General features: G+C 58.2%; 22 protein-coding genes, 1 tRNA gene and 2 pseudogenes. 9 read left to right on the top strand and 16 right to left on the bottom strand.

Annotated features, from left to right (window positions below):
* Positions 1–3 precede the first annotated feature (3 nt).
* The 3 genes from uvrC (at position 4) to NY023_RS18370 (ending at position 2,560) form a co-directional block, all read left to right on the top strand.
* Entirely contained in the window at positions 4–1,827 is a 1,824-nt protein-coding gene (gene uvrC, locus NY023_RS18380) for an excinuclease ABC subunit UvrC (protein WP_013973365.1), read from the top strand.
* Between the two features lie 32 nt (positions 1,828–1,859).
* Positions 1,860–2,420: a CDP-diacylglycerol--glycerol-3-phosphate 3-phosphatidyltransferase gene (pgsA, locus tag NY023_RS18375; RefSeq protein WP_013973364.1), complete on the top strand. Its 561-nt coding sequence runs from the start codon at positions 1,860–1,862 to the stop codon at positions 2,418–2,420.
* 64 nt (positions 2,421–2,484) lie between these two features.
* A tRNA-Gly gene (locus NY023_RS18370) sits at positions 2,485–2,560 on the top strand.
* A 303-nt stretch (positions 2,561–2,863) separates the two neighbouring features.
* On the opposite strand, the gene NY023_RS18365 is transcribed toward NY023_RS18370, so the two are convergent.
* The 11 genes and pseudogenes from NY023_RS18365 to NY023_RS18320 form a co-directional block, all read right to left on the bottom strand.
* Entirely contained in the window at positions 2,864–3,373 is a 510-nt protein-coding gene (locus NY023_RS18365; protein ID WP_013973363.1) for an autoinducer binding domain-containing protein, read from the bottom strand.
* A gap of 308 nt (positions 3,374–3,681) precedes the next feature.
* Positions 3,682–3,870, bottom strand: a pseudogene (locus tag NY023_RS27795) (hypothetical protein); the annotation flags it as partial.
* Positions 3,871–4,047: 177 nt separating this feature from the next.
* Positions 4,048–4,467 carry an Imm26 family immunity protein gene (locus NY023_RS18360; protein WP_049866927.1) on the bottom strand — a complete coding sequence of 140 codons (420 nt, stop codon included), beginning with the start codon at positions 4,465–4,467 and terminating at the stop codon, positions 4,048–4,050.
* A 197-nt stretch (positions 4,468–4,664) separates the two neighbouring features.
* Positions 4,665–5,102: an SMI1/KNR4 family protein gene (locus NY023_RS27790; protein ID WP_144084437.1), complete on the bottom strand. Its 438-nt coding sequence runs from the start codon at positions 5,100–5,102 to the stop codon at positions 4,665–4,667.
* 85 nt (positions 5,103–5,187) lie between these two features.
* Positions 5,188–5,418, bottom strand: coding sequence for an RHS repeat domain-containing protein (locus tag NY023_RS18355; protein ID WP_013973361.1), 231 nt, complete (start codon positions 5,416–5,418; stop codon positions 5,188–5,190).
* 1,098 nt (positions 5,419–6,516) lie between these two features.
* Entirely contained in the window at positions 6,517–7,122 is a 606-nt protein-coding gene (locus NY023_RS18345; protein ID WP_024087402.1) for a hypothetical protein, read from the bottom strand.
* Positions 7,123–7,128: 6 nt separating this feature from the next.
* Complete coding sequence (locus tag NY023_RS18340; RefSeq protein WP_230491479.1) at positions 7,129–8,145, bottom strand: RHS repeat domain-containing protein; 1,017 nt, start codon at positions 8,143–8,145, stop codon at positions 7,129–7,131.
* 13 nt (positions 8,146–8,158) lie between these two features.
* A pseudogene (locus tag NY023_RS18335) lies at positions 8,159–8,473 on the bottom strand (PAS domain-containing protein); the annotation flags it as partial.
* On the bottom strand, positions 8,470–10,716 hold the full coding sequence (locus NY023_RS18330; protein WP_013973358.1) for a putative bifunctional diguanylate cyclase/phosphodiesterase: 2,247 nt from the start codon (positions 10,714–10,716) through the stop codon (positions 8,470–8,472). The pseudogene NY023_RS18335 and the gene NY023_RS18330, both read right to left, overlap by 4 nt.
* A gap of 170 nt (positions 10,717–10,886) precedes the next feature.
* Positions 10,887–11,198 (bottom strand): hypothetical protein, encoded by a 312-nt coding sequence (locus tag NY023_RS18325; RefSeq protein WP_013973357.1) that lies wholly within the window; start codon positions 11,196–11,198, stop codon positions 10,887–10,889.
* Positions 11,199–11,365: 167 nt separating this feature from the next.
* Positions 11,366–12,052 carry a FadR/GntR family transcriptional regulator gene (locus tag NY023_RS18320; protein ID WP_013973356.1) on the bottom strand — a complete coding sequence of 229 codons (687 nt, stop codon included), beginning with the start codon at positions 12,050–12,052 and terminating at the stop codon, positions 11,366–11,368.
* 262 nt (positions 12,053–12,314) lie between these two features.
* On the opposite strand from NY023_RS18320, the gene NY023_RS18315 reads away from it, so the two are divergent.
* From NY023_RS18315 to NY023_RS18300, 4 genes are read left to right on the top strand one after another with little or no spacing between them, the layout of a single operon-like run.
* Complete coding sequence (locus tag NY023_RS18315; RefSeq protein ID WP_013973355.1) at positions 12,315–13,100, top strand: transporter substrate-binding domain-containing protein; 786 nt, start codon at positions 12,315–12,317, stop codon at positions 13,098–13,100.
* A gap of 22 nt (positions 13,101–13,122) precedes the next feature.
* Complete coding sequence (locus tag NY023_RS18310; RefSeq protein WP_003258372.1) at positions 13,123–13,788, top strand: amino acid ABC transporter permease; 666 nt, start codon at positions 13,123–13,125, stop codon at positions 13,786–13,788.
* Positions 13,789–14,436 carry an amino acid ABC transporter permease gene (locus NY023_RS18305; protein WP_013973354.1) on the top strand — a complete coding sequence of 216 codons (648 nt, stop codon included), beginning with the start codon at positions 13,789–13,791 and terminating at the stop codon, positions 14,434–14,436. It abuts the gene before it with no gap.
* The gene (locus tag NY023_RS18300) at positions 14,423–15,157 is read left to right on the top strand and encodes an amino acid ABC transporter ATP-binding protein (RefSeq protein ID WP_024087399.1); all 735 of its coding nucleotides are present in this window, start codon (positions 14,423–14,425) and stop codon (positions 15,155–15,157) included. The genes NY023_RS18305 and NY023_RS18300 overlap by 14 nt, the downstream gene beginning before the upstream one ends.
* A 165-nt stretch (positions 15,158–15,322) precedes the next feature.
* Here NY023_RS18300 and NY023_RS18295 read toward each other — a convergent pair whose 3' ends face one another.
* From NY023_RS18295 to NY023_RS18280, 4 genes are all read right to left on the bottom strand, one after another.
* Positions 15,323–16,321 (bottom strand): transketolase family protein, encoded by a 999-nt coding sequence (locus NY023_RS18295; RefSeq protein ID WP_023662409.1) that lies wholly within the window; start codon positions 16,319–16,321, stop codon positions 15,323–15,325.
* Positions 16,318–17,166, bottom strand: a complete 849-nt coding sequence (locus tag NY023_RS18290; RefSeq protein ID WP_013973351.1) for a transketolase — start codon at positions 17,164–17,166, stop codon at positions 16,318–16,320. Before NY023_RS18290 ends, NY023_RS18295 begins: the two co-directional genes overlap by 4 nt.
* A 23-nt stretch (positions 17,167–17,189) precedes the next feature.
* Positions 17,190–18,488 carry an MFS transporter gene (locus tag NY023_RS18285; RefSeq protein WP_013973350.1) on the bottom strand — a complete coding sequence of 433 codons (1,299 nt, stop codon included), beginning with the start codon at positions 18,486–18,488 and terminating at the stop codon, positions 17,190–17,192.
* A gap of 75 nt (positions 18,489–18,563) precedes the next feature.
* Complete coding sequence (locus NY023_RS18280; RefSeq protein ID WP_013973349.1) at positions 18,564–19,313, bottom strand: SDR family NAD(P)-dependent oxidoreductase; 750 nt, start codon at positions 19,311–19,313, stop codon at positions 18,564–18,566.
* Positions 19,314–19,510: 197 nt separating this feature from the next.
* On the opposite strand from NY023_RS18280, the gene NY023_RS18275 reads away from it, so the two are divergent.
* Positions 19,511–20,431, top strand: coding sequence for a LysR substrate-binding domain-containing protein (locus NY023_RS18275; RefSeq protein WP_024087397.1), 921 nt, complete (start codon positions 19,511–19,513; stop codon positions 20,429–20,431).
* A gap of 239 nt (positions 20,432–20,670) precedes the next feature.
* Positions 20,671–21,861 carry a Bcr/CflA family efflux MFS transporter gene (locus tag NY023_RS18270; RefSeq protein WP_023662411.1) on the top strand — a complete coding sequence of 397 codons (1,191 nt, stop codon included), beginning with the start codon at positions 20,671–20,673 and terminating at the stop codon, positions 21,859–21,861.
* A gap of 53 nt (positions 21,862–21,914) precedes the next feature.
* Here the strand turns inward: NY023_RS18270 and NY023_RS18265 are convergent, their stop codons facing one another.
* Positions 21,915–22,430 (bottom strand): DUF4880 domain-containing protein, encoded by a 516-nt coding sequence (locus NY023_RS18265; protein ID WP_013973346.1) that lies wholly within the window; start codon positions 22,428–22,430, stop codon positions 21,915–21,917.
* Between the last annotated feature and the right edge of the window lie 167 nt (positions 22,431–22,597).

Here is a 22,597-nt window from a genome sequence, read left to right as displayed (position 1 = left end):
CTCATGTCCCAAGTTTTCGATGCCAGCGCATTCCTGGCTACCTGCAGTGGTCGCCCGGGCGTCTACCGGATGTTCGACGGCGAAGCCCGGCTGCTTTACGTGGGCAAGGCCAAGAACCTCAAAAAGCGCCTGGCCAGCTATTTCCGCAAGACCGGCCTGGCGCCCAAGACCGCCGCGCTGGTGGCCCGCATCGCCCAGGTCGAAACCACCATCACCGCCAACGAAACCGAGGCGCTGCTGCTGGAGCAGAACCTGATCAAGGAGTGGCGGCCGCCCTACAACATCCTGCTGCGCGATGACAAATCCTACCCCTACGTGTTCCTTTCCGACGGCGAGTTTCCGCGGCTGGGCATTCACCGTGGGGCGAAGAAGGCCAAGGGCCGCTACTTTGGCCCGTACCCCAGCGCCGGCGCCATTCGCGAAAGCCTCAGCCTGCTGCAAAAGGCCTTTTCGGTGCGCCAGTGCGAAGACAGCTACTACGCCAACCGCACCCGGCCATGCCTGCAGTACCAGATCAAACGCTGCAAAGGGCCCTGCACGGGCCTGGTGACCGCCGAGGAATATGCCGAGGACGTGCGCCACTCGGTGATGTTCCTCGAAGGGCGTAGCCAGCAACTGGGCAACGAGCTCAATGCCGAGATGGAGAAGGCCGCCATGGCCCTCAATTTCGAGAAGGCCGCCGAGTTGCGCGACCAGATCGCCTTGCTGCGCCGCGTCCAGGACCAGCAGTACATCGAAGGCGGCAGCGGCGATGTCGACGTTATCGCCGCCTTCGTCAACCCCGGTGGCGCCTGCGTGCACCTGATCAGCGTGCGCGGCGGGCGGGTGCTGGGCAGCAAGAATTTCTTCCCGCAGGTAGGCATCGAGGAGGAGGTAGCCGAAGTGATGGCCGCGTTCCTTTCCCAGTACTACCTGGGCAATGCCGAGCGCGAATTGCCGGGTGAACTGATCGTCAACGTGGTGCACGAAGACTTCGCCGCCATCAGCGAAGCCCTGCAGACCCTGCGTGGCCGCGAGCTGACCATCAGCCACCGGGTACGCGGTACCCGCGCCCGCTGGCAGCAGCTGGCGGTGACCAACGCCGAGCAGGCGCTCAATGCGCGCCTGGCCAACCGCCAGCACATGGCCGCACGTTTCGAGGCCCTGGCCGAGGTGCTGGGCCTGGACGAGGTGCCGCAGCGCCTGGAGTGCTACGACATCAGCCATTCCAGCGGCGAAGCCACCGTGGCCAGCTGCGTGGTGTTCGGCCCCGAAGGCCCGCTCAAGTCCGACTACCGCCGCTTCAACATCGAAGGCGTCACCGCTGGTGACGACTACGCCGCCATGCACCAGGCCCTGACCCGCCGCTACGGGCGCATCAAGGATGGCGAGGGCAAGCTGCCCGACGTGCTACTGGTGGACGGCGGCAAAGGCCAGTTGAACATGGCCCGTGACGTGATGCAGGAGCTGGGCTTCAGCGACCTGACCCTGCTTGGCGTGGCCAAGGGCGTGACGCGCAAGGCCGGTTTCGAAACCCTGTACCTGAACGACGTGCACCATGAGTTCACCCTCAAGGGCGACTCACCAGCCTTGCACCTGATCCAGCAGATCCGCGACGAGGCCCACCGTTTCGCCATCACCGGCCACCGCGCCCGCCGCGGCAAGGCCCGCCGGGTGTCCAGCCTGGAGGATGTGGCCGGGGTAGGGCCCAAGCGCCGGCGCGACCTGCTGAAACATTTCGGCGGCCTGCAGGAGCTCAACCGCGCCAGTGTCGATGAAATTGCCAAAGCACCCGGCATCAGTAAAAAGCTTGCCGAGTCGATTTATGCCAGCCTGCATAGCGAGTAGAATGCGGGCTCAACTTGCGGCCAGTCGTACCGATGAATATTCCAAACCTGCTCACCGTTCTACGCGTCCTGCTCATCCCGATCTTCATCCTGCTGTTCTATGTGCCCTATCACTGGAGCTACATGGCCGCCAGCAGCGTGTTCGCCGTTGCCGCCGCCACCGACTGGCTGGATGGCTACCTGGCGCGCCGCCTGCAGCAGAGCACGCCGTTCGGTGCCTTCCTCGACCCTGTGGCCGACAAGCTGATGGTGGCGGTGGCCCTGGTGCTGCTGGTGCAGACCCACGCCAACTTCTGGCTGACCCTGCCGGCCGCGGTGATCATCGGCCGCGAGATCGTGGTTTCGGCGCTGCGCGAGTGGATGGCCGAGCTGGGCGCGCGGGCGCATGTGGCGGTGTCCAACCTCGGCAAGTGGAAAACCGCGGCGCAGATGCTGGCGCTGGTGATCCTGTTGGCCAACCCGCCGGCGGTGACCTTCTGGGTAATTCTCGGTTACGCGCTGCTGCTGGTGGCGGCGGGGCTGACCCTGTGGTCGATGGTGCACTACCTGCTGGCCGCCTGGCCGCACCTGCGCGAAGGCTCGGAGCAGAAATAAAAGTTTTTTTGAATCAAGGGGTTGACGCTGTTTTAGAAATCGCTAGAATGGCACCCATCACGACGCGGGAATAGCTCAGTTGGTAGAGCACGACCTTGCCAAGGTCGGGGTCGCGAGTTCGAGTCTCGTTTCCCGCTCCAAATATAGATTTACAGGGTTCCATGGAAGTCTGTAAATCATTGAAAAAAGACGCTTCGGCGTCTTTTTTCGTTTCAGTCAAAGCCACTATTGCATCCAGGTGTTGAGCGGTAGATGTTTGCCATCACTGCTGTGCACCGCTCGCTAATTTCATGGCTCCGCCTTTATGGCGCTCGTGCTGGCCTCGAAGCGGCGTGGCCTTCCCAGCCTCAAGTTGATTGAGGTGTTTGCTCACACTGTGGCGGTAGCGGACCGTCGGTAGGCCTACTGCAGGCCGATGATAGCGTCCGATGGCTGGCTCCAGGTTACTCGTTACAATGCGCACGAAGGTTCATAAGGCTCGTGAGCGTAGCTGAGTGCTGCTCCCCTTGAGTTGCCGCCAAGTGCAGGCGTTCACTCAGCCACATGATCTGCGCAGCTTTCTGATAGAGCTCCTGTACCGAAAGACTCACATGTGGCCGTAACAGCGCCAGGCTGCTTTGCCTGGCGCCATCGTGCACGGGTTGGATCAAGCCGTGGCGTAGTCCAAGCCCCTGCGCGACCTCCCACAACCGGGGCCTATTCAAGAAGACATCCTTGGTCCAAAGGACGGGAACAGTCGCTTGTTGGCGATGATGGGGCCTGAAGTCCAATGCGGTCTGGACAAGTCGTTCTCCACCCAATGGAAGGTTGCCCGCATGAACCTCGTGGGTGGGGCAGGTGCAGCTGAAGCTGTAGAAATGGAAGCCCAGTTCATCCGTGATTGCAGGGAGTTCCTTGAGCAAGGCGGGCAGCGCTCGCAAACGCTCCCAGTCTTGTGCTGTTCTGTTGAGCATCGCACCTCCCTGTAGGATCGCTCTTACGGTCGGAGGACTGGCACTCAGCGTCTTCAAATACCAACCGGACCCATCAACTATAAGCCGGGCATTGCGCCGAAGAAATAAACAAAATGTTTAAAGCCTTATCGCGTGGATGAAAAATCGTTCATCGTGGCCAGGCAGCAACAGAAATCCTGGCTCATAGCTGTTCGGGCTCGTATAGACATACAGGCTGGGCAGCCCGCTCTGCACTTCCTGCAGCAAGCGCAATCCCTGCCAGTGAAACAGCGTCCGGTATATCGGCTCGGCTTCGCCTGGCTTGTACACCGCTTTGCTGATCCGTCGCCCCAGCTGCCACCGGCCCAGCCTTGCGACACACGCACCCAGCAGGAGCTGAACTCGTTGTTCTGGCTTTCACGGTCCCAGGGAAAGCTGACCTTCACCCGGCCCGACTCATCGCAATAGATTTCTTCTCCCTTCGGGCCGACCACGGTAGCCATGTGTGCTCCGCCGATGTGACGATGAGGTCCATGGTATTTTTCGTGCACGAACTGCATGGACATCTCATTGGTCGAAAAGTCCGGTTGCGTACACTTATGCAGGTGAAATTATGGTTTACCAGTTTAGCTTTAGTTCTTCGTTTATTGTTTCCCAGAATCTATGATTGCTAAGGGCTTTAAGCAAGGGGAGAGTTAGGGCTTCTGTGTTTGATAATTCAACTTCCTAATTGAGGGTGTTGACTTTTTCCAGTTGTTGTGTGTTCCGTACAGGAAATAGTGGTTTCGATAGGGTTCTATTGATGATATGTCTTGATGGCCAATTATTCTCCAATCGCCACTTTTGTCAATTTTCTTGTCGAATAAAGCGTAACTATCTAGCAGCAGCGGTCGGCATGCTAAGGCTGATTGTTCCAGTTCTTGCTGGGTGATTGATGGGCTGTCTTTAGTGATATTTAATATTTCGACTGCGTGCCCGACAATCATTTTTGACAAGATTTTACCAAAATGATAGTTGCTGTTGTCTTTGGTGAGGCAGAATATATCTCCGGGAGAGATTTTTCTCAGCATTGTTCTCTCTTTATCTTCCCACTTCCAGGTTTTTAGCTCCTTCATGGGCAAGCTCCAATTTTTTCTGTTCTTGTTGGCTTAGTTGATGCTGGGTGGTATGTCGAGTTCATTCTGGTGCTGGCCTCTCTGTAATATCTACCGAAATACAATGCCCTGTCATCGGTTCTGGCGAGGTCAAAGGAAAGCCCAGTGGCGCAGATAGCTTATGCGTTCGCTTCGCCCAAGCGGGTCACGTGTCTCGATCAGGCGCCCGATACCCTGTCGATCAGTTCGTTTGACGAACTGGCCCGCGACGACCTCTGCTTGCCAGCAGTTCCCAAGTGCATCGACATGCTTGTAAACGTCGTACATATGGATCTCGATAGCGGTGAACTCGCTGATAGTAGGAATAGGTTGCCGCAGTCGTCATAGGCAAATGGTATGAGTCCGGCTAGCGAAGGGGTGCTTTTGACTAGTTGTTTGTAGACGTTTTCTATCGTGGCTTCACCATATTTTATTGATAAAAAGCTATTTATTAGAAGCTCGGACTCGGTGTGTTGTTTATCATCAATGAATCCGCCGTTATTGGTCAGATAAAAGTTTATAAATTCACTTGTTGGGTGTGCATTTATTGATTTTGTGAATGCAAGAAAGTCACTTGTGGATATGGGTTGTTCACTTTCTATTAATTTTACGGGCACGGTTTTGCTCCTTTAGAAAATCTGGCAGGATGTGTCTACATTTTGCCTGTCGCGGCTGCGTACTGATTTACGCCACCATTGTGAGTTATCCCGAGGCGTCCAGCCGTTCGACCACACGCCCGCTGCGGTTGTAGCGAAATTGCAGTTTCTTTTGCGCAGGATCGATGTAGCGCATCAGCTGGCCGGCGGCATCAACTTCGTAGCGGTCGATACGACCATCGGGCCGTTCGCTTTCTATGAGGTAGCCGCGAGCGTCATAGCGGAAGTGGGTCTGCTCTCCCCGGGCGTTGATGCTTTCGCTCAGGCGACCCTGCAAGTCGTAGTGGTACAGCGTCTGGTTGTTGCTGCAGTCGCGATAGTTGAGAAGCTGGCCACGGGTGTTCCAACCTAGGTGCTTGGTCTTTTCGAGGGCATCGGTGACGCGGGTAACACGACCTTCCGGGTTGTATTGATACTGTGGATGGCGCGTCAGCAGCTACTGAGCGCTGAGGGTGGGGTGCGCCTGCAGCATCCACGAACCAGGGCAATGCCCTGCTTTGGAGGCGATCGATGCCTGAAAAATCGACTTTGCTGCGTCAAGAAGTTGCTTATTGCAGCTCGGGGAGATTTGTTAGAATTTTCCCGGTACAGCAACTTTGGTCATGAGGGCTTGGTTTCAGTGAATATTCTTTCGATTTCCCTTGCGTATTGCCTGGGGTAGGGTATTCGGATCTTTGTTATGTATTCTGATAGTTCGCTTTTTCTTTTCGATATCATGTAGTATTCAATAGTGTGGCCGATTTGGAAATTTACCTTGGGGCGTGATTGATTATATTATCTCTGCCTCCGTTTGGCTCTCTGTAGGTGGCTTGTTTTTTTATGATGTAGGCAATTAAATGTTTTTGGTGGTTTGATATGATGTGCAGCAAGTCTTCGCAAGAAATCGAGGCATGTTGCATCCATTTTTCCATTAGATTTATAATGGTTTCGTGGACTTTTGAACTTCTGTCTATTTTCTCGGGGATGTGCTTGTCTAGGTCGTCAAGGAAGGTTATGTGGGTGTCGGACTGCATAAGTTCGGATAGTTTCATTTAAAATCCTTTGTAATTGCTTAGATCTTGCAGTGCCTCAATTAACTCACTCCCTGGGTGTCTGTAGGGATCTTTGGCTGCATGCTCCCAAGGTGTTACTTTTTCAAGGTTGTATGGGTGTGAATGTGTTGCCGTCGCGTTGAGGCCAGTGGCGGTGGTTTAGCTCGATCGAGACGTTTCTAGTTCTTTCCTCTTGGGTTTTGAAATGAAACTCTCTGACTCGAATTCTTGGGGCAAGGCCTAGGCGCATTCTGAACATATTTACTGATGAGTACATGCCCTTGGCGCTGCTTTGAGGTGACAACGGTTGTCGTCATGAGATGCTTTTCCTGGACTCGTGTGGGTCATTTGATATCGGGTTGCTTTTTACTTGCTACGAAATATGCAAAGGCGTTATTCGTGAGGTACTTTCCATTTTGTCCGTTGTAATAACTGGCAGCGTCTGGCCATGCAAGGAAATTATTTTCTGGTTTTTCGGAAATGTTGCCGCTTTTGCGGTCAATTGAAAAAAGTTGCATCGCTCCCTTCCTAGCTATCTTAAATACTGTTTTTACAAACAAATCGGTTGCCGGGTCTTTCTTGGGGTCGTATGAAGCAGATAGCCTTCCATTTCGAAGGCAGGTGGGATCGTAGTCTGCTATGTTGGGTCTGATGTACTGGATGAGACCAGGGCCGACCGTCGCCCCGAAGTAGGAGTTTCTATCCTCGTTGGGGAATATATAATTTTTGCTGTATATGTGCTCTGGTAGTATTAGTTTGTTCCATATGGAGTGCTGTGGGCTGTCATTGTGGCATTCATTTAACGTGGGCATTGTTTTGGGTGATCGCTCCTCCCATTTTCCCGTCTCGATAAATGTTATCTCGGGAAGTTGGGATAGCAGTTCTTTGGAGAAGCTAAGTTCATCGGCTTTCGTCATAAATACTAGGAGTGTTGGTGTTTTGTTGGCCATTATTGATTACCTTATTATGATTTGCCCGACTGGCATGTTGGTAGTGTCTAAAGATCCTGGGCTAGTAATTTTCCCTTTGACGATGGTGATTACGATAGCGCTAGGGTCTTGTTTCGTGATTCGGATGGCATTATCCCATTCGCGTTGTGACATTCCGTTGATTTTTCCTTTGTCCACTGTTTGAATGTATACGGTTCGGCCCTTGGCATCGGTGAATGTCATGTCTGTATATGAACCTCCCTTCCGACCTAATCCTCCAGGTAGAGGCTTTAAGTATGTCTCTCTAAGTTCAATGCCAGTCCCTGTCTGTCGTCCGCCTTGAGTATGCGAAATAGGCGAGAGTTTATTGTCACGTAAGAACTGATCTCTAATTTGATCCATGTGACGTTTCGTTAGTGTATTCCCCCGGCGGCAAAGCCCCAGAGGGTCGATCCATGCGGCGGTGTTTGGGCCGTACTGGTAGAGGTTTATTCCACCTGCCAACCCTGCAGGATCCGGTGTGGTGAACCTTCCCACATCTGGATCATAAAATCTGAACGTGTTGTAGTGTAGCCCCGTCTCTCGATCAAGGTACTGACCTTGGTATCGCAAATTCTGCTCGCGCTCTTGCTGTCGACTGCGCCATTCATCTCGTGTGGCTCCCCAACCGTGATAATCGATGCGCCACAATGTATGACCATCTTCATCCGTTAACTGTTCGGGCAGCCCGGCCAAGTTGGAGTGGAAATACCGTATTTCTTCTTCATTCAGATTCTCGTCTATACGTGCTAGTGGCTCATAGCTGTTAGAGCTCGCATAGATATAAAGGGTGGGCAGTGAGCTCTGTACTTCTTGTAGCAAGCGTAATCCTTGCCAGTGAAACAGCGTCCGGCATAATGGCTCGGTTTCGCCTGGCTTGTAGATCGCCTTGCTGACCCGTCGCCCCAGCGGGTCGTAGGCGAACACAATGCGTTCGACCTCACCATATCTCTCCTGCTCCAGGCACACCAGCCTATGTTCGGCGTCATACTCGAAGCGCTGCAACCGATGGCTACCGATTGCGCTGCATCGGCGTGACGTAGGCGCTGACCCAGTAGTGGTCACCATTCTTGCAGCGATTTTTTACCAGCCCCATCCACGAGCGCCCATCCTTGAGTGTCTGCCACATATGCGCAAAAGCTTCTGGCGGCATGTCCGGGTGGCGCACGATGTTGTGATTGACGCCGAGCAATTCGGCTTCACTGAATCCGCTGATGTTGATGAAGTCGGGATTGACGTAAGTGATGGCGCCCTTTGGGTTGGTTGTTGAAAGAATGTTCGCGTTTGCGCTGAATTCGACGGCACGACCACTGACCGGAAGATTGTTTTTCATTGTTTTTCTCCTGAACTGACAGGTACGCGCCGCGTAACTGCGCTTCCTTCGAAACGGTCTTCTGTGCTGAGCAGGTGTTGTATCTGAGCGGCGGGTTGTGGCCGGCTGAACCAGTAGCCTTGGGCGTAGTGGCAGCCTTCACCGACCACGAATTCGAGTTGCGCCGAACTCTCGATGCCTTCGGCCACCACTTCCAGGCCGAGGCTATGGCCGAGAACGATGATTGCCTGGCTGATCGCGCTCTGTTTGTTCTCGTAAGGCACGCCGGTGATGAAGCTCTTGTCGAGCTTGAGGATGTGCAGCGGAAAGCGCGTGAGGTAGCCGAGCGAGGAGTAACCCGTGCCAAAATCGTCCAGCGCCAGCAGAACACCAAGGCTGGTCAGCTCATGCAGACAGGCCAGCGTGTCCATGTCGTCATGCATCAGTTGGCTTTCGGTGATCTCCAGGATCAGGCTGGCGGGAGGCAGGCCGCTTTCTTGCAGGATATCGATCAGCCGGAGGGTGAAGTCGGCTTGTTGCAATTGCGTGCTGGAAATGTTCACCGAGCAGCGCAGGCGCTCATGCCCGGCCAGTTGCCAGGCCCGGGCCTGCTGACAGGCCTGGCGCAGTACCCATTCGCCGACGCGGATGATCTCTCCCGATTCCTCCAGCGCAGGGATGAACTCCAGTGGCGAGATCAGACGTTCGCCATGGCGCCACCGCAACAGCGCCTCGACCCCGGTCACCAGAGGTGTCCCTTGGTCCAGGTGATAGATCGGTTGGTAGTACAGTTCGAATTCATTCTGTTGCAGTGCCTGGCCTAGCGCGGATTCCAGTTCCAGATGCTGCTGCGCGGTATCTTGCAATGTTTCGTCGTAGTGGGCGTACCGCGCCTTGCCGGCAGACTTGGCTCGGTAGAGGGCAAGGTCGGCAGCCTGCAGCACATCCAGGGCTTTGCCATTGTCGTGCAACGGAGCGATGCCGATGCTGGCGCTGACCACCAGGGTTCGACCGTCCATGTGCAGCGGTTGGTGCAGGTTGTCGAGGATGCGTTGGGATATCTGCTCGGCGTCGCGGTCGCAGGTGAGGTCGTGAAGCAAAACGATGAATTCGTCTCCGCCGAAGCGGAACAGTTGGTCAGTGGGGCGCAGCGACTCTTTCAAGCGCCTTGCCACTTCCACCAGCACGCGATCACCGACGTTGTGGCCGAGGCTATCGTTGATCAACTTGAAACGGTCCAGATCGATGAACAGCAGCGCTTCGTAGTCACCGCCCTTGCGCTGCTTCCTGAAGGTCTTCTGCATTTGCTCGTCAAGCCGGATGCGGTTGGCCAGGCCGGTCAACGGGTCATGCTGGGCGGTATGTTGGAGGCGCTGCTCGGCATCCTTGCGTGCACTGATATCAGACTGCGAGCCAGCCATGCGTAGCTCGCCAGGGTTGGTCATTTCGGCGACCCCTCGCACGAGGACCCAGATGTAGTCGCCGTTGTGCTTGCGGATACGGTACTCGTGGTGAACGGATGATGTCTGCCCTTGAAGATGGGCATCGATGGCATGGCGAAAATCGGGCAGGTCGTCCGGGTGCACGCGACCGAACCAACTGGAACTGCTCTCGCCGATGCTGTCGCGGCTGAGGCCAAGCATGCTGGCCCAACGCTCTGAAACGTAAAGCCGGTCCTGATCGACATGCCAGTCCCACAGCCCGTCGTTGGCACCGCGCAGCGCGCGGGCGAAGCGAGCCTCACTATCTTCCAGCGCCTTGTGCTGGGCCGCACTGTAGGTATCGATGGCCAGCGTCATGTCGAAGAACACTGCCTTCAACAGGCTGGAATACAGCGTGGCATCCGGGCTGTCGCCGAACACGCTTTCAAGCATGTCGTCGAGGTAAAGCCGATAGCTGCCGAGATACCACTTCAGCTCCAGGCCGATCTGCTGATGGATCACACCGATGCGCAGGCGGCCGTTGACGTAGGTTTCATCGTAGGGGCCGCTCCACAAGCGCTGGTAATACTCAGCCTGGCTCTGCTTCAAACGGGCGGTGACTTCCGGCGTGCGAAGCAACGCGGACGGCGTGGAAAATTCCGCCAGGTGACGGTACAGATGGTCGACGAAAGCTTGCTGGGACGGGGCCATGTACTGAGCTGCTACGCCTAGTCGTCTGGCATCTTCGGCGCTCCAGTCGAGAAAGCGAAAACGTTCGACAATCTCCGCATGGTCGAGACGGATACGCTTGATTAATTCCTCGAGGTCTTTTGTCACCTTCATTCACATCCCCCGGTGTTGGAGAAGATTCCTTTTTGCTGAACAAAAAAAAGCGCCGTGACAACAAGTTCTGCTCAAGAACTTGTTGTCACGGCGCTTCGTCTTTCAGGCCTATTATCCTGCTCGGCAAAGCCGGTTCCCGCAGGGCGGAACCTGGTGATGGCACATTCACATCACTGGGGATCTTCCGACAATTTATCCAGCAATGCAACCAGGCGTCGCCGCAGCAGCCCCAGTTCGCGGGATTTGAAGGCGTGTCGGGTCTGTTCGAGAACCTCGGTGGCATCCAGCAAGGCAGCCTGTATCTGCCCAGCCGAGCCCAACTGGGTTTCACCGAGCCAGCGGCAAAGCGGGGCCACGCTGCAATTGCCAGGCGTACTCAGCACCTCGCAATCGGGTGCTACAGGCGCCAACAACTGGCGCAATTGATCGGCCAGTTCAAGATTGTTGCAGATAATTCTGGTTGCCAGGTTGGACTCGCTCATCAAACTGCATTCCCATATGTTTGGTGTGCTGTTTACAACACCGCCCATGGCGTTTGACTGATTCAGGTCAATGCTGAAGCCTTTCCACTTACCCTGTGAGGGTGATGTTGCCGTGTGTTGTCATGCACGGGGTCGCTGGCCTGGTATTCCGGTGTTTGGCTGACCAGTCAACATGGGAACACCACGTTCGTGCGCGATGCCGCGTTGCGGATATGCTCCTGCATTGCACGCTGTGCCCCGGCCTGGTTGCCACGGGCAAGCTGGCGCAGGATCTTGCGGTGTTCCTGCCAGGTCTCCATGGCGCGTTCAGGGCGAATGAACGGCAACTTCTGGCTCTCCAGGAAAATGTCCTGGCTGGTGGTGATCACCTGCAGCATGGCGTGGTTGCCACTCGCTTCCAGCAGGCGGCGGTGAAAGGCGAAGTCCAGGCGCGCTGCGGCCTCGAAATTGCCGGCGCGCAGCTCCTGGCGCATCGACTCGACATTGGCTTCGAGCGCATCGATGTCCGCTGCCGTCAGGTACAGCGCCGCCAAGCCGGCGGCAAACCCTTCGAGTGCATAGCGCAGTTGGAAGGTATCGACGGCGGATACCTGTTCGGCATAGGGCCAGGAGAAGCCGGTGGCGGATGGCGGCGCCTGGACGAATACCCCCTTGCCCGGTTGTACGCTCACCAGCCCCAAGGCGCTCAAGGAGGACAGCGCCTCGCGCAGGGAGGCGCGGCTTACACCCAACTGCTCTGCCAGGTCACGTTGGGAGGGCAGGGCATCACCGGGCTGGTAGTCGCCTTCCTGGATCAGTTTGCGGATAGCCTGCAAGGCGATTTCCGGAACTGCGCGGGGGAGTGTGTCGAGCATCTGTTCAGACCAGCTGGCAAGGGGTCTGCGCTTTTTAAAGGCTTTACCGGTTGCCTGGCAAGTATCGCCCCATGCTGACGCAGCGGGGCAGGTGGCTGCACGAAAGGGGGGCGATGGCAGAGGGTAGGCGCTAGCTGTTCAGACCAGTAAGACCGCGTGATGCCAAGGGGCGAAAGCGTATTCCGGGGCTGCCGGGCAACACTGGCACGGCCTGTGCTTTTCGGGCTAGGCAACTTCTTCGCATGCACCCGAGGCATTTTCCATGAAAAACATCCGTTCCTTGCTTCTGGCCGCCCTGGTTTGTGGCGGCGTCATGAGCGTTTCCCACGCCCAGGCCGATGCGCTGGCCGACATCACTGCCCGGGGCGTGCTCAAGGTAGCCGTACCCCAGGACTTCCCTCCCTTCGGCTCGGTGGGGCCGGACCTCAAACCTCGCGGCCTGGACATCGACACCGCGCAGCTACTGGCTGACAGGCTCGGCGTCAAGCTGGCGCTGACCCCGGTCAACAGCACCAACCGCATTCCGTTCCTCACTACCGGAAAGGTCGACCTGGTGATTTCCAGCCTGGGCAAGAACCCGGAGCGGGAAGCGGTGATCGATTTTTCCCGCCCCTACGCACCGTTCTACCTGGCAGTGTTCGGGCCGGCCGAGACGTCGATCGACAATATCGGTGCCGTTGCCGGCAAGACCATCAGTGTCACGCGTGGCTCGATCGAGGACATGGAGTTATCCGCGGTCGCCCCTCAGGGTGCGGTCATCAAGCGCTTCGAGGACAACAACTCGACCATCGCCGCCTACCTGTCGGGCCAGGTCGAGCTGATCGCCAGCGGCAGCGTGGTAATGGCTGTCATTGCCGAGAAGAACCCGAACAAGGTGCCGGTCATGAAGGTCAAGCTAAAGGACTCGCCAGTGTACGTGGGGCTGGCCAAGCAGGAGCCGGCCTTGCTCGAGAAGGTCAACGCCACTCTGAATGCGGCCAAGGCCGACGGCAGCCTCGACCGCAATGCCGAAAAGTGGCTGAAGCAGCCATTGCCGGCCGACCTTTGAACGGCCCTGGAGTCGCCGACCCATGGCCTATCAATTTGACTTTTCCCCTGTGCTGGCCCAAGGCGGCCTGCTGCTCGAAGGGGCTGTGTTCACGCTTGAGCTGACGTTGATCGGCACCCTGTTCGGGGTGGCTATCGGTGTGCTTGGTGCGGTGGTGCGCGCCTGGCGACTACGGCCGTTCGATGCGCTGTTCGGCCTTTACGTGGAGCTGATCCGCAACACGCCCTTCATCGTCCAGTTGTTCTTCATCTTCTTCGGCCTGCCCTCGCTTGGCGTTCGGTTGACGGAATGGCAGGCGGCGGTACTGGCCATGGTGATCAACCTTGGGGCCTATTCCACCGAAATCATTCGGGCGGGTATCCAGGCCATTCCCAGAGGGCAACTGGAGGCTGCGGCGGCATTGGCCATGAGTCGTTTCGAGGCTTTTCGCCATGTGGTGCTGCAACCTGCACTGGCCAAGGTCTGGCCGGCCCTGTCGAGCCAGATCGTGATCGTAATGCTCGGGTCGGCGGTGTGCTCGCAGATCGCCACAGAAGAACTGTCGTTCGCTGCCAACTTCATCCAGTCGCGCAACTTCCGGGCTTTCGAGACATACCTGCTGACCACGGCTCTGTACCTGGTCATGGCCATCCTGGTGCGCCAACTGCTGGCATGGATAGGCCGGCGCGCTTTGACGGGGAGACGCTGAATGGATTTCACCTTGTGGGACATCGTGCGCAACCTGCTCGCAGGTTTGCAATGGACCTTGCTGCTGTCGCTGGTGGCATTCGTCTGCGGTGGTATTGCCGGGCTGTTGCTGCTGTTGGCGCGAATCTCCGATAGCCGGATGCTGCGTGGCGCGGCCAGGAGCTACATCGAGCTGTTCCAGGGGACGCCGCTGCTGATGCAGCTGTTCATGGTGTTTTTCGGCATCGCCCTGTTCGGCATCGATGTTTCGGCCTGGATGGCGGCGGCCATCGCCTTGACGTTGTTCACCAGTGCCTTTCTCGCCGAGATCTGGCGAGGCTGCGTCGAGTCCATACCACATGGCCAGTGGGAGGCCTCCGGCAGCCTGGCCATGAGCCGTCTGGAGCAGTTGCGCCACGTGATCCTGCCCCAGGCCCTGCGCATTGCCGTCGCGCCGACCGTCGGGTTCTCGGTGCAGGTGGTCAAGGGCACGGCGGTGACCTCGATCATCGGTTTCACCGAGCTGACCAAGACCGGCGGCATGTTGGCCAACGCCACTTTCGAACCGTTCCTGATCTACGGTCTGGTGGCCGTGGGTTACTTCGTCCTTTGCTACCCGCTCTCGCTGAGCGCCCGTTACCTGGAGAGGAGGCTGCATGCCCCTGCTTAGAGCGTCCGCATTGCACAAGTACTACGGCGACAATCATGTGCTCAAGGGTGTCGACCTGGCGATCGAGGAGGGCGAGGTGGTCGCCATCATCGGCCGTAGCGGTTCCGGCAAGAGTACCTTCCTGCGTACCCTCAACGGCCTGGAGTCGATCAGCGATGGGGTGATCGAGGTGGACGGCGAATACCTGGATGCCGGCCGCGCCGACTTGCGCTCGCTGCGGCAGAAGGTTGGCATGGTGTTCCAGCAGTTCAACCTCTTCCCTCATCTGACAGTGGGCCAGAACGTGATGCTTGCGCCCCAGGTGGTGAAGAAGGTCGGCAAGGCCGAGGCCCGCCAGTTGGCCGAGCAGATGCTCGCCAGGGTTGGACTGGGCGACAAGTTCGACGCCTACCCGGACCGCCTTTCCGGCGGCCAGCAGCAGCGGGTGGCGATTGCCCGGGCGCTTGCCATGTCGCCAAAGGTGTTGCTGTGCGACGAGATCACCTCGGCGCTCGACCCCGAGTTGGTCAACGAAGTGCTCGGTGTGGTGCGCCAACTGGCCAGTGAAGGCATGACCCTGATCATGGTCACCCACGAAATGCGTTTTGCCCGGGAAGTCGGTGACAAGCTGGTCTTCATGCATCAAGGCAAGGTCCACGAGACTGGCAATCCACGCGAGGTTTTTGCGGCGCCCCGAACAGCTGAGCTGGCGAATTTCATCGGTAGCGTGGCAGGAGGTTAGGTGGCGTCTGCAGGTTTCGTCGCCCCAAAAAATGCTCCGTATCGAATGTTACGGAGCATTTTTCATCATTGCCTGGATCCCAGGGGCTGCGGTGTGCCTTTGTCATGGGCCAGGTATCCATCACGCTTGCATCCGCCGCGCTTCAGGTTTGACCCACGGCTACGGTCAAAGCCATGCCTTGATCTGCCTCGACACAGCGTCAGTGGAGATCCCGTATCGGTCATGCAAAGTCGGCAGTGCCCCTGCATCGAGAAACGCATCCGGTAGCGCGATCTGGCGGAAGGTTGGTGTGACCCCGTTGCGCAGCAGTACGCCGGCCACAGCTTCCCCCAGGCCCCCTATGATCGAGTGGTTTTCCGCAGTGACCACCAGGCGACCAGGCTTGCGTGCCTCGGCGAGGATGGTCTGTTCATCGAGCGGTTTGATGGTAGGCACGTGCAGTACCGACACGTCCACTCCGTCCTTTTGCAACTGCTCGGCAGCCTCCAGCGCGCGCATGGTCATGAGGCCGCTGGCTATCAACAGCACGTCCCGGCCACCGCGCAGCACCTGTGCCTTGCCCAGCTGGAACTGGTAATCGTAGCGATCAAGCACCAAGGGTACGTTGCCGCGCAGCAGCCTCATGTAGACCGGCCCCTGATGGGCGGCGATCGCTGGCACAGCCTGCTCGATCTCCAGCGCATCACAGGGGTCGACGATCATCAGGTTGGGCATCGCCCGGAAGATGGCCAGGTCATCCGTGGCCTGGTGGCTAGGACCATAACCGGTGGTCAGGCCAGGCAGCCCACAGACGATCTTGACGTTGAGGTTCTCTTCTGCAATCGCCATGCAGATGAAGTCGTAGGCCCGACGGGAGGCGAACACCGCATAGGTGGTGGCAAAGGGGGTCATGCCTTCCCGTGCCATGCCGGCAGCGGCGCTCATCAGCAATTGTTCGGCCATGCCCATTTGATAGAAGCGCTCGGGGTGGGCTTTGGCGAAGATGTGCAGGTCGGTGTACTTGGACAGATCGGCACTTAGGCCAACTATATCCCGACGTTGCTCGGCAAGGCTTGCCAGGGCATGGCCGAACGGGGCAGGGCGGGTCGGCTGGCCGTCGGCGGCAATCGAAGCGATCATGGCCGAGGTGGTCAGGCGTTTCTTGGGTGAGTTCACAATGCTCATGCTTGGCTCCCGGCGTCCAGCGCTTTCAGGGCGAGGTCCCATTCGTTTTCATCGACGCGAATGAAGTGCGTCTTGTCGCGGTTTTCCAGGAAAGGCACGCCTTTGCCCATGCGGGTATCGCAGATGATCACGCGCGGTTGCGCCCCGGCGTGGGCACGGGCCTGGTCGAAGGCGCCGACCAGCGCATCCAGGTCATTGCCGTCCACGCGTTGAACGAACCAGCCAAAGGCTTGCCAGCGGTCGACGATTGGCTCGAAGGCCAGTACCTCGCTGGAATGGCCATCCGCCTGCTGGTTGTTCACATCGATGATGGCGATCAGGTTGTCCAGGCGCCAATGGCTGGCCGACATGGCGGCCTCCCAGGTCGAGCCCTCGTTGAGCTCGCCATCGGACAGCAGGTTGTACACCCAGCTGTCCGACCCCTTGCGTTTGAGCCCGAGGCAGGCGCCGACGGCGATGCCCAAGCCGTGGCCGAGCGAGCCACCGGTGATCTCCATGCCGGGGGTATAGGCAGCCATACCAGACATGGGCAAGCGGCTATCGTCGCTACCGTAGGTTTCAAGCTCATCCTCTGGGATTACGCCGGCCTCGATCAGTGCGGCATAGAGGGCAATCGCGTAGTGTCCGATGGACAGGTAGAAACGGTCGCGCTGCTCCCATTCGGGGTTGCCGGGGTCGAGGCGCAGCGCATGGAAATACGCGACCGCCAGCAGGTCGGCGGCGCCCAGCGCCTGGCCGACATAGCCCTGGCCCTGGACTTGCCCCATGCGCAATGCGTGGCGGCGGATATTGCGAGCGCGCACAGCCAGCGGCAGCGCCTCGGTGTAGGTAGGCACAGCAGTCATTGAAGTGACTCCTTTTTATCGAATCAACGATTGACCAGATGAGCCGGTACTCGCGACACCAGGAAGGCGCCAAACATGAGTACGGCCGTGATGAGATACATGCCGATGGCATTGCTGCCCAAGGTGGTAGTGACCCAGCCGATCAGGTAGGGCGAGCAGAAGCCGGCGAGGTTGGCGAAACTGTTCACCGCCGCGATGCCTGCCGCCGCCGATACACCTCCCAACAGCGTGGTGGGCAGCATCCAGAACAGTGAAGAGGCGGATAGCACTCCAGCCGCAGCGAGGCACAGGCTGAGGATCGACAGCGTCAGGCTGCTGCCCAGTGCTGCGGCGAGGCTCAGGCCCAGAGCGCCGATCAGCATGGGGATCGCCAGATGCCAGCGGCGTTCACGGTGACGGTCGCCGCTGCGCCCGGCCCACAGCATCGCGACGATGGCACACAGGTACGGCAGGCTGGTCAGCAGGCCGATGTGCAAAGGTTCGCTGACGCCGGCATTGCGTACCAGTGTGGGTAGCCAGAACGTGATTGCGTACTGGCCCATCACTACGCAGAAGTAGATGCCCGCCAGCAACCAGAGCCGACGGTCGCGGATGAAGTCGGCCACCGAGCCGTGGTTTACCTTGTGTTGTTCGTCTTCAGCCAGCTCCTTGCGCACCAGGGCTTTTTCTTCGTCGCTCAACCAGTGAGCCTGATCGACGCCATCCTTCAGGTAGCTCAGCACCAGGACGCCCACCAGTACCGTGGGGATGGCTTCGAGCAGGAACATCCACTGCCAGCCCGCCCAGCCGTGAACGCCGGCAAAGCGCTCCATGATCCAACCCGACAAGGGGCCGCCGATCATGCCCGACAGCGGAATCGCGATGAACCACAGCGCGGTCATCTTCGCCCGGCGGTAAGACGGGAACCAATAGGTCAGGTACAGCAGAAGCCCTGGTGCCAGGCCTGCTTCGGCGATCCCCAGCAAAAAACGCAGGGTATAGAATTGCCAGGCTGTCTCCACCAGGGCGAACATCGCCGAGATGATGCCCCAGGTGATCATGATGCGAGCGATCCAGCGTCGAGCGCCCACTTTGTGCAGAATGATGTTGCTGGGCACCTCGCAGAGAAAGTAGCCAATGAAGAACATGCCAGCGCCCAGTCCGTAGACCGCTTCGGAAAGGGCCAGGTCGTCCATCATCTGCAGCTTCGCAAAGCCGACATTGACCCTGTCCAGATAGGCGCACAGGTAGCAGAGCATGAGAAAAGGCATCAGTCGCCAGGCCGTTTTACGGTAGGCACTGCTGCGTGCGGCGGATACCGCATCGAGCGCTAATGTGGTCATTCGTTCTGATCTCTTGTTGTTATCGAACGCGTGGCCTGCGCCGGGCTCGGGTGCAGGTCACGATGCACCGGGTGCTCAGTGGATCAGCATCCCGCCGTTGACATCCAGGGTAATGCCCGTCAGGTAGCTGGACAGGTCACTGGCCAGGAACAAAGCTGCATTGGCGACATCGCGCGCCTCGCCCAGACGGCCCAAGGGGATGCCTTCGATGATGGCGTGACGGCGCTCATCCTGCATGAGGCCACCGGTGATGTCAGTGTGAATCAGGCCTGGCGTGATCGAGTTGACGCGAATATTGTCCGGCCCCAGCTCGCGGGCCATCGCCTTGCCCAATCCAAGCACGCCAGCCTTCGCCGCGCTGTAGTGAGGGCCACCGAAGATGCCGCCACCACGCTGGGCAGACACAGATGACATGCAGATGATGCTGCCGGCGCGTTGCGCCCGCATGGTTGGGATCACCGCCTGGGACATCAGCAAGGTGCCACGCAGGTTCACGTTGAGAATCCGGTCATAGTCAGCCCCTGTGATTTCCAGGGTTTTCACCGGTTGAGTGATACCGGCGTTGTTTACCAGCACGTCGATCCGACCGAATTGCGCGAGCACTTGAGCGATGGCATCACGCACTTGTGCTTCATCGGCAACGTTGGCAGCCACGCCGAGGTGGCCTTCGCCCAGTGAAGCGGCAGCCTCGGTCGCGGCGGAGGCGTCCAGGTCCAGGATCGCGACTTTGGCGCCCTGAGCGGCAAACGCCTGGGCTGTTGCGCGGCCGATGCCGCGGGCAGAGGCCGCGCCAGTGATCACGGCAAATTTTCCTGTTAACAGCATCGAAGGTGCTCCAGATGGTTGTTGTTGTGAGCAGTGGTTCAGGCAGAACCGATAGGCACAGCTTCGTCCCGGACAGCACCCCGAGCAACGCTGCCTCCTTCACCCGGTGCTGAAAAAAATTCAGCCCTCGACTTGTGCCTTGGGCTTACAGGAAGGTAAAAGCCTTGGTATCGCTTCGAATCCTTCAGGAAATGGTCATGAGCCTGGACATCCTCAGAAAATCGCCTCAGATCCCTTCCCTGAAAGCAATTCAGGCCTTCGAGCAAGTTGCTCGCTTCGCCAACGTTGCACGGGCCGCAGAGCAGTTGAACCTCACACCCTCTGCGGTGAGCCACCAGCTCGCCAATCTGGAAGCCTTGATCGGTCGTCCGTTGTTCATTCGCGAGGCGCGCGGTGTTGCATTGACCCCGGCCGGAGAGCAGTACCTGCGCGAGGTGTCAGGCATATTGCAAAGCCTGGCTACGGCCACCGAGCGCGCCGGCAACTCGGTGGGCTTCGATTGCTTGCGGCTTCATTCCGCGCCCAGCTTCGGCCTGCTCTGGTTGCTGCCGCGCCTGGACCATTTTCGTAACAGTCATCCGCAGATCCAGATCAACCTGTCGTGCTCCTACGAGTCTCTGCACTTCGGCCGCCATCAGATCGATCTGGATATCCGTCATGGCTACCCCAACTGGCCCAGCCTGGAAGTGCGTACCATCCGGCATGAACGTGCAACTGTGCTGGCCTCGCCACAGCTTCTCGAGCGTACGCCTATCAAGCAGCCGGGCGATCTGCTGGGGCAGAACCTGATCCTGTCGGAAGCCGCATTGGTGCAGTGGCCCCAATGGTTCGCCCAGCAAGGCGTGACGTTGCCTCAAACCCCCTACGCCTTGAGCTTCGATCGCTCCTACATGAGCCTGGAGGCCGCCAGCCACGGGTATGGGGTGGCCTTGGAGAGTTCCCTGCTGGCGCAGGACTATATCGCCCGGGGCGAGTTGGTACCGGTATTTGCGGAAGACTTGGCGACGCCCGTCAGTGCCCACCACCTGGTATTTCCTCGAGGCCATGCTGAAACCCCCAGGGTTCGACAGTTCCTTGAATGGATGCAGGGCCAGCTCGGTCATGACTTCAATTACTGAGAGCAGTTTGCACAACAGATGAACTGCGCTAGGGGTCGGCTATCAAGTCAGCAGAAGGCTGGATAGCACCAGAACTCAACGGTAATAAGCAACAAGGGAAAAGCCCTACAACTCTATCGGAAGTTTCGCTGCCCGGTTCGGGTTGTACATCTTCAGGGTGTCGCTACCATCAGGGCTCGGCGCTTCCATGGAGATTCCAGTGACTACTTCCGGCAATACAAGAAGGCGGGGTTGGTAGCGTGAATCAGCCCTTGGGTTCGTTCACTAGCTTTCCGCGCTCGGCCTTGCTGATTCTGTTGTGTCTATTGGGCGTATTCCCTCTGGATGTGATCCTGCCATCATTCCCGGCGCTCGCAGACGAGTTTCACGTCGAGCCAAAGCAGATAGCCTACTCGGTGAGTTTCTTTGCGTTTGGTGTCGCCTTGGCGCAAATCGTGATCGGGCCATTGTCGGATGGCATGGGGCGCAAGCGGTTGTTGCTCGCTGGGTTGGGAGTGTCCATTGCAGGGGCAGTGGGTTGTGTACTTTCAACCCGCTATGAGACGTTCATGGCGTTCCGTTTGCTGCAGGCCCTGGGTTGCGGGAGTTTCGTGCTGGGCCAGGCGCTCGTGCAGGATCTGTACAGCGGTAGACAACGCAATGCCATGCGTATCCTGCTGACCAGCGCAAGTGGGCTGTTCATTTCGTTGTCACCGGTCGCAGGCGCTTTTCTCCAACAATCCTTTGGCTGGAAGGGCAGTTTTACGGTATTCGCTTTCATAGCCGTGATCGTTTCATGCCTGTCATATGCATTGCTGCAGGACACGTCTGCATCGCGAGGCCGTACTTCGGGCATGCGCAGCTATTGGGTCATGCTGCGTGATACGACCTATCTTGCGCACTCCCTGCTGGCTAGCCTGGCGTTTGCCTGCCATTTTTCCTTCATCGTTGTCGCGCCATTGGCGTTGATGGACAGCCTGGGGCTGACGCCATATCAATTCTCGGTGGTATTTATCGCCTATGGGCTTGCGTATATCGCTGGCGGAGTAGCCGCGACCTATTTGAACAACCGCGTAAGCCCGCAGGTTCAGATCAAGACAGGATTCCTGCTCATAGCTGCCGGGGGCATCACACTGTTGATCTGGGAGCAGTTTGCAGGGTTGACGGTGGCGAGTCTTATGCTGCCGATGATCATCTGCACGACGGGGACAACGCTGGTGCGTCCTGCTGCGACGACCCAAGCCTTGGCGCGTTACCCGCAGCAAGCCGGTGCGGCAGCGTCGCTCAATACGACATTGTTGTTCGCAGGTGGTGGTTTAGCCGGCAGTCTTGTTGCTGGCGTCGAAAGCGAGCTGCCGATGAGCCTGGGGCTTCTGTTCCTGGGTGTCAGTTTGTGCGGATGGCTACTGCTTGCATGCCTGACGGAAACGCTGACCAGCACTCGAACTTGATAACGACCGAGCCATCCGCGGTGAAAACGATAACGGTGTAGCGAAGGTGTTGATCAGGCCCAGAAACCAAACAGCACCAACGCCGCCACGCCAAGCCCGACCGCAACCGAACAGCCGCCCAACGACAGTGCCGCCCGACCTTGCCGGTACCAACCATCCTGGCCCAGTTGCCGTGCCGGTGCCAACAGGCTGCGCCAGTGCATTTCCGTGTCATGAAACGCCTGCAAGTTCGCCATGTCCGCATCCAGCCAACGGCGAAAATCGATCCGCTCGCACGCCGTCACCTGTGGGCTCTGCAAGCGCACATACCATTGCCCGGCAACACTCGCCAGCACATCCCGGCGCGAACGACCAGCCTGCAGTGCCTGGTCCATGTGCCGCTCGATGCTCGCCAATGGCAGGTCGAGGCGGGCGGCGATGCTGGAGAAGTCCAGTTGGTCGAGGCGGTTGAGCAGGAATACTTGTTGGACACGCCGTGGCAGGTGTTTCAGGGCGTGCAGCAGGGCGTCGTCGGCATGATGTTCGGCAGCGGGGTTTGAGTGCTCAAGGGGCAGCAGCAGACGGGTCATGGACAGCTCCTTGCTCTGTGGAGGGGAGGGATGGGGGCATCTTCCGTGATGCGTGATCAGCGTATTTGAAACGAGATTGATTCTCAAGTGCTGATTCCGCAAAGTTTTGTAATGAGCGTTCACGCCCTGAAACACCTTTGCTATCATGCGCGCCATCACGATCTTCA

Source organism: Pseudomonas sp. NBB, assembly GCF_032701105.1.
Taxonomy (GTDB): Bacteria; Pseudomonadota; Gammaproteobacteria; order Pseudomonadales; family Pseudomonadaceae; genus Aquipseudomonas; species Aquipseudomonas asiatica.
The sequence above is the reverse complement of the archived record's forward strand: the minus strand, read 5'-3'. Positions and strand labels throughout refer to the sequence as shown.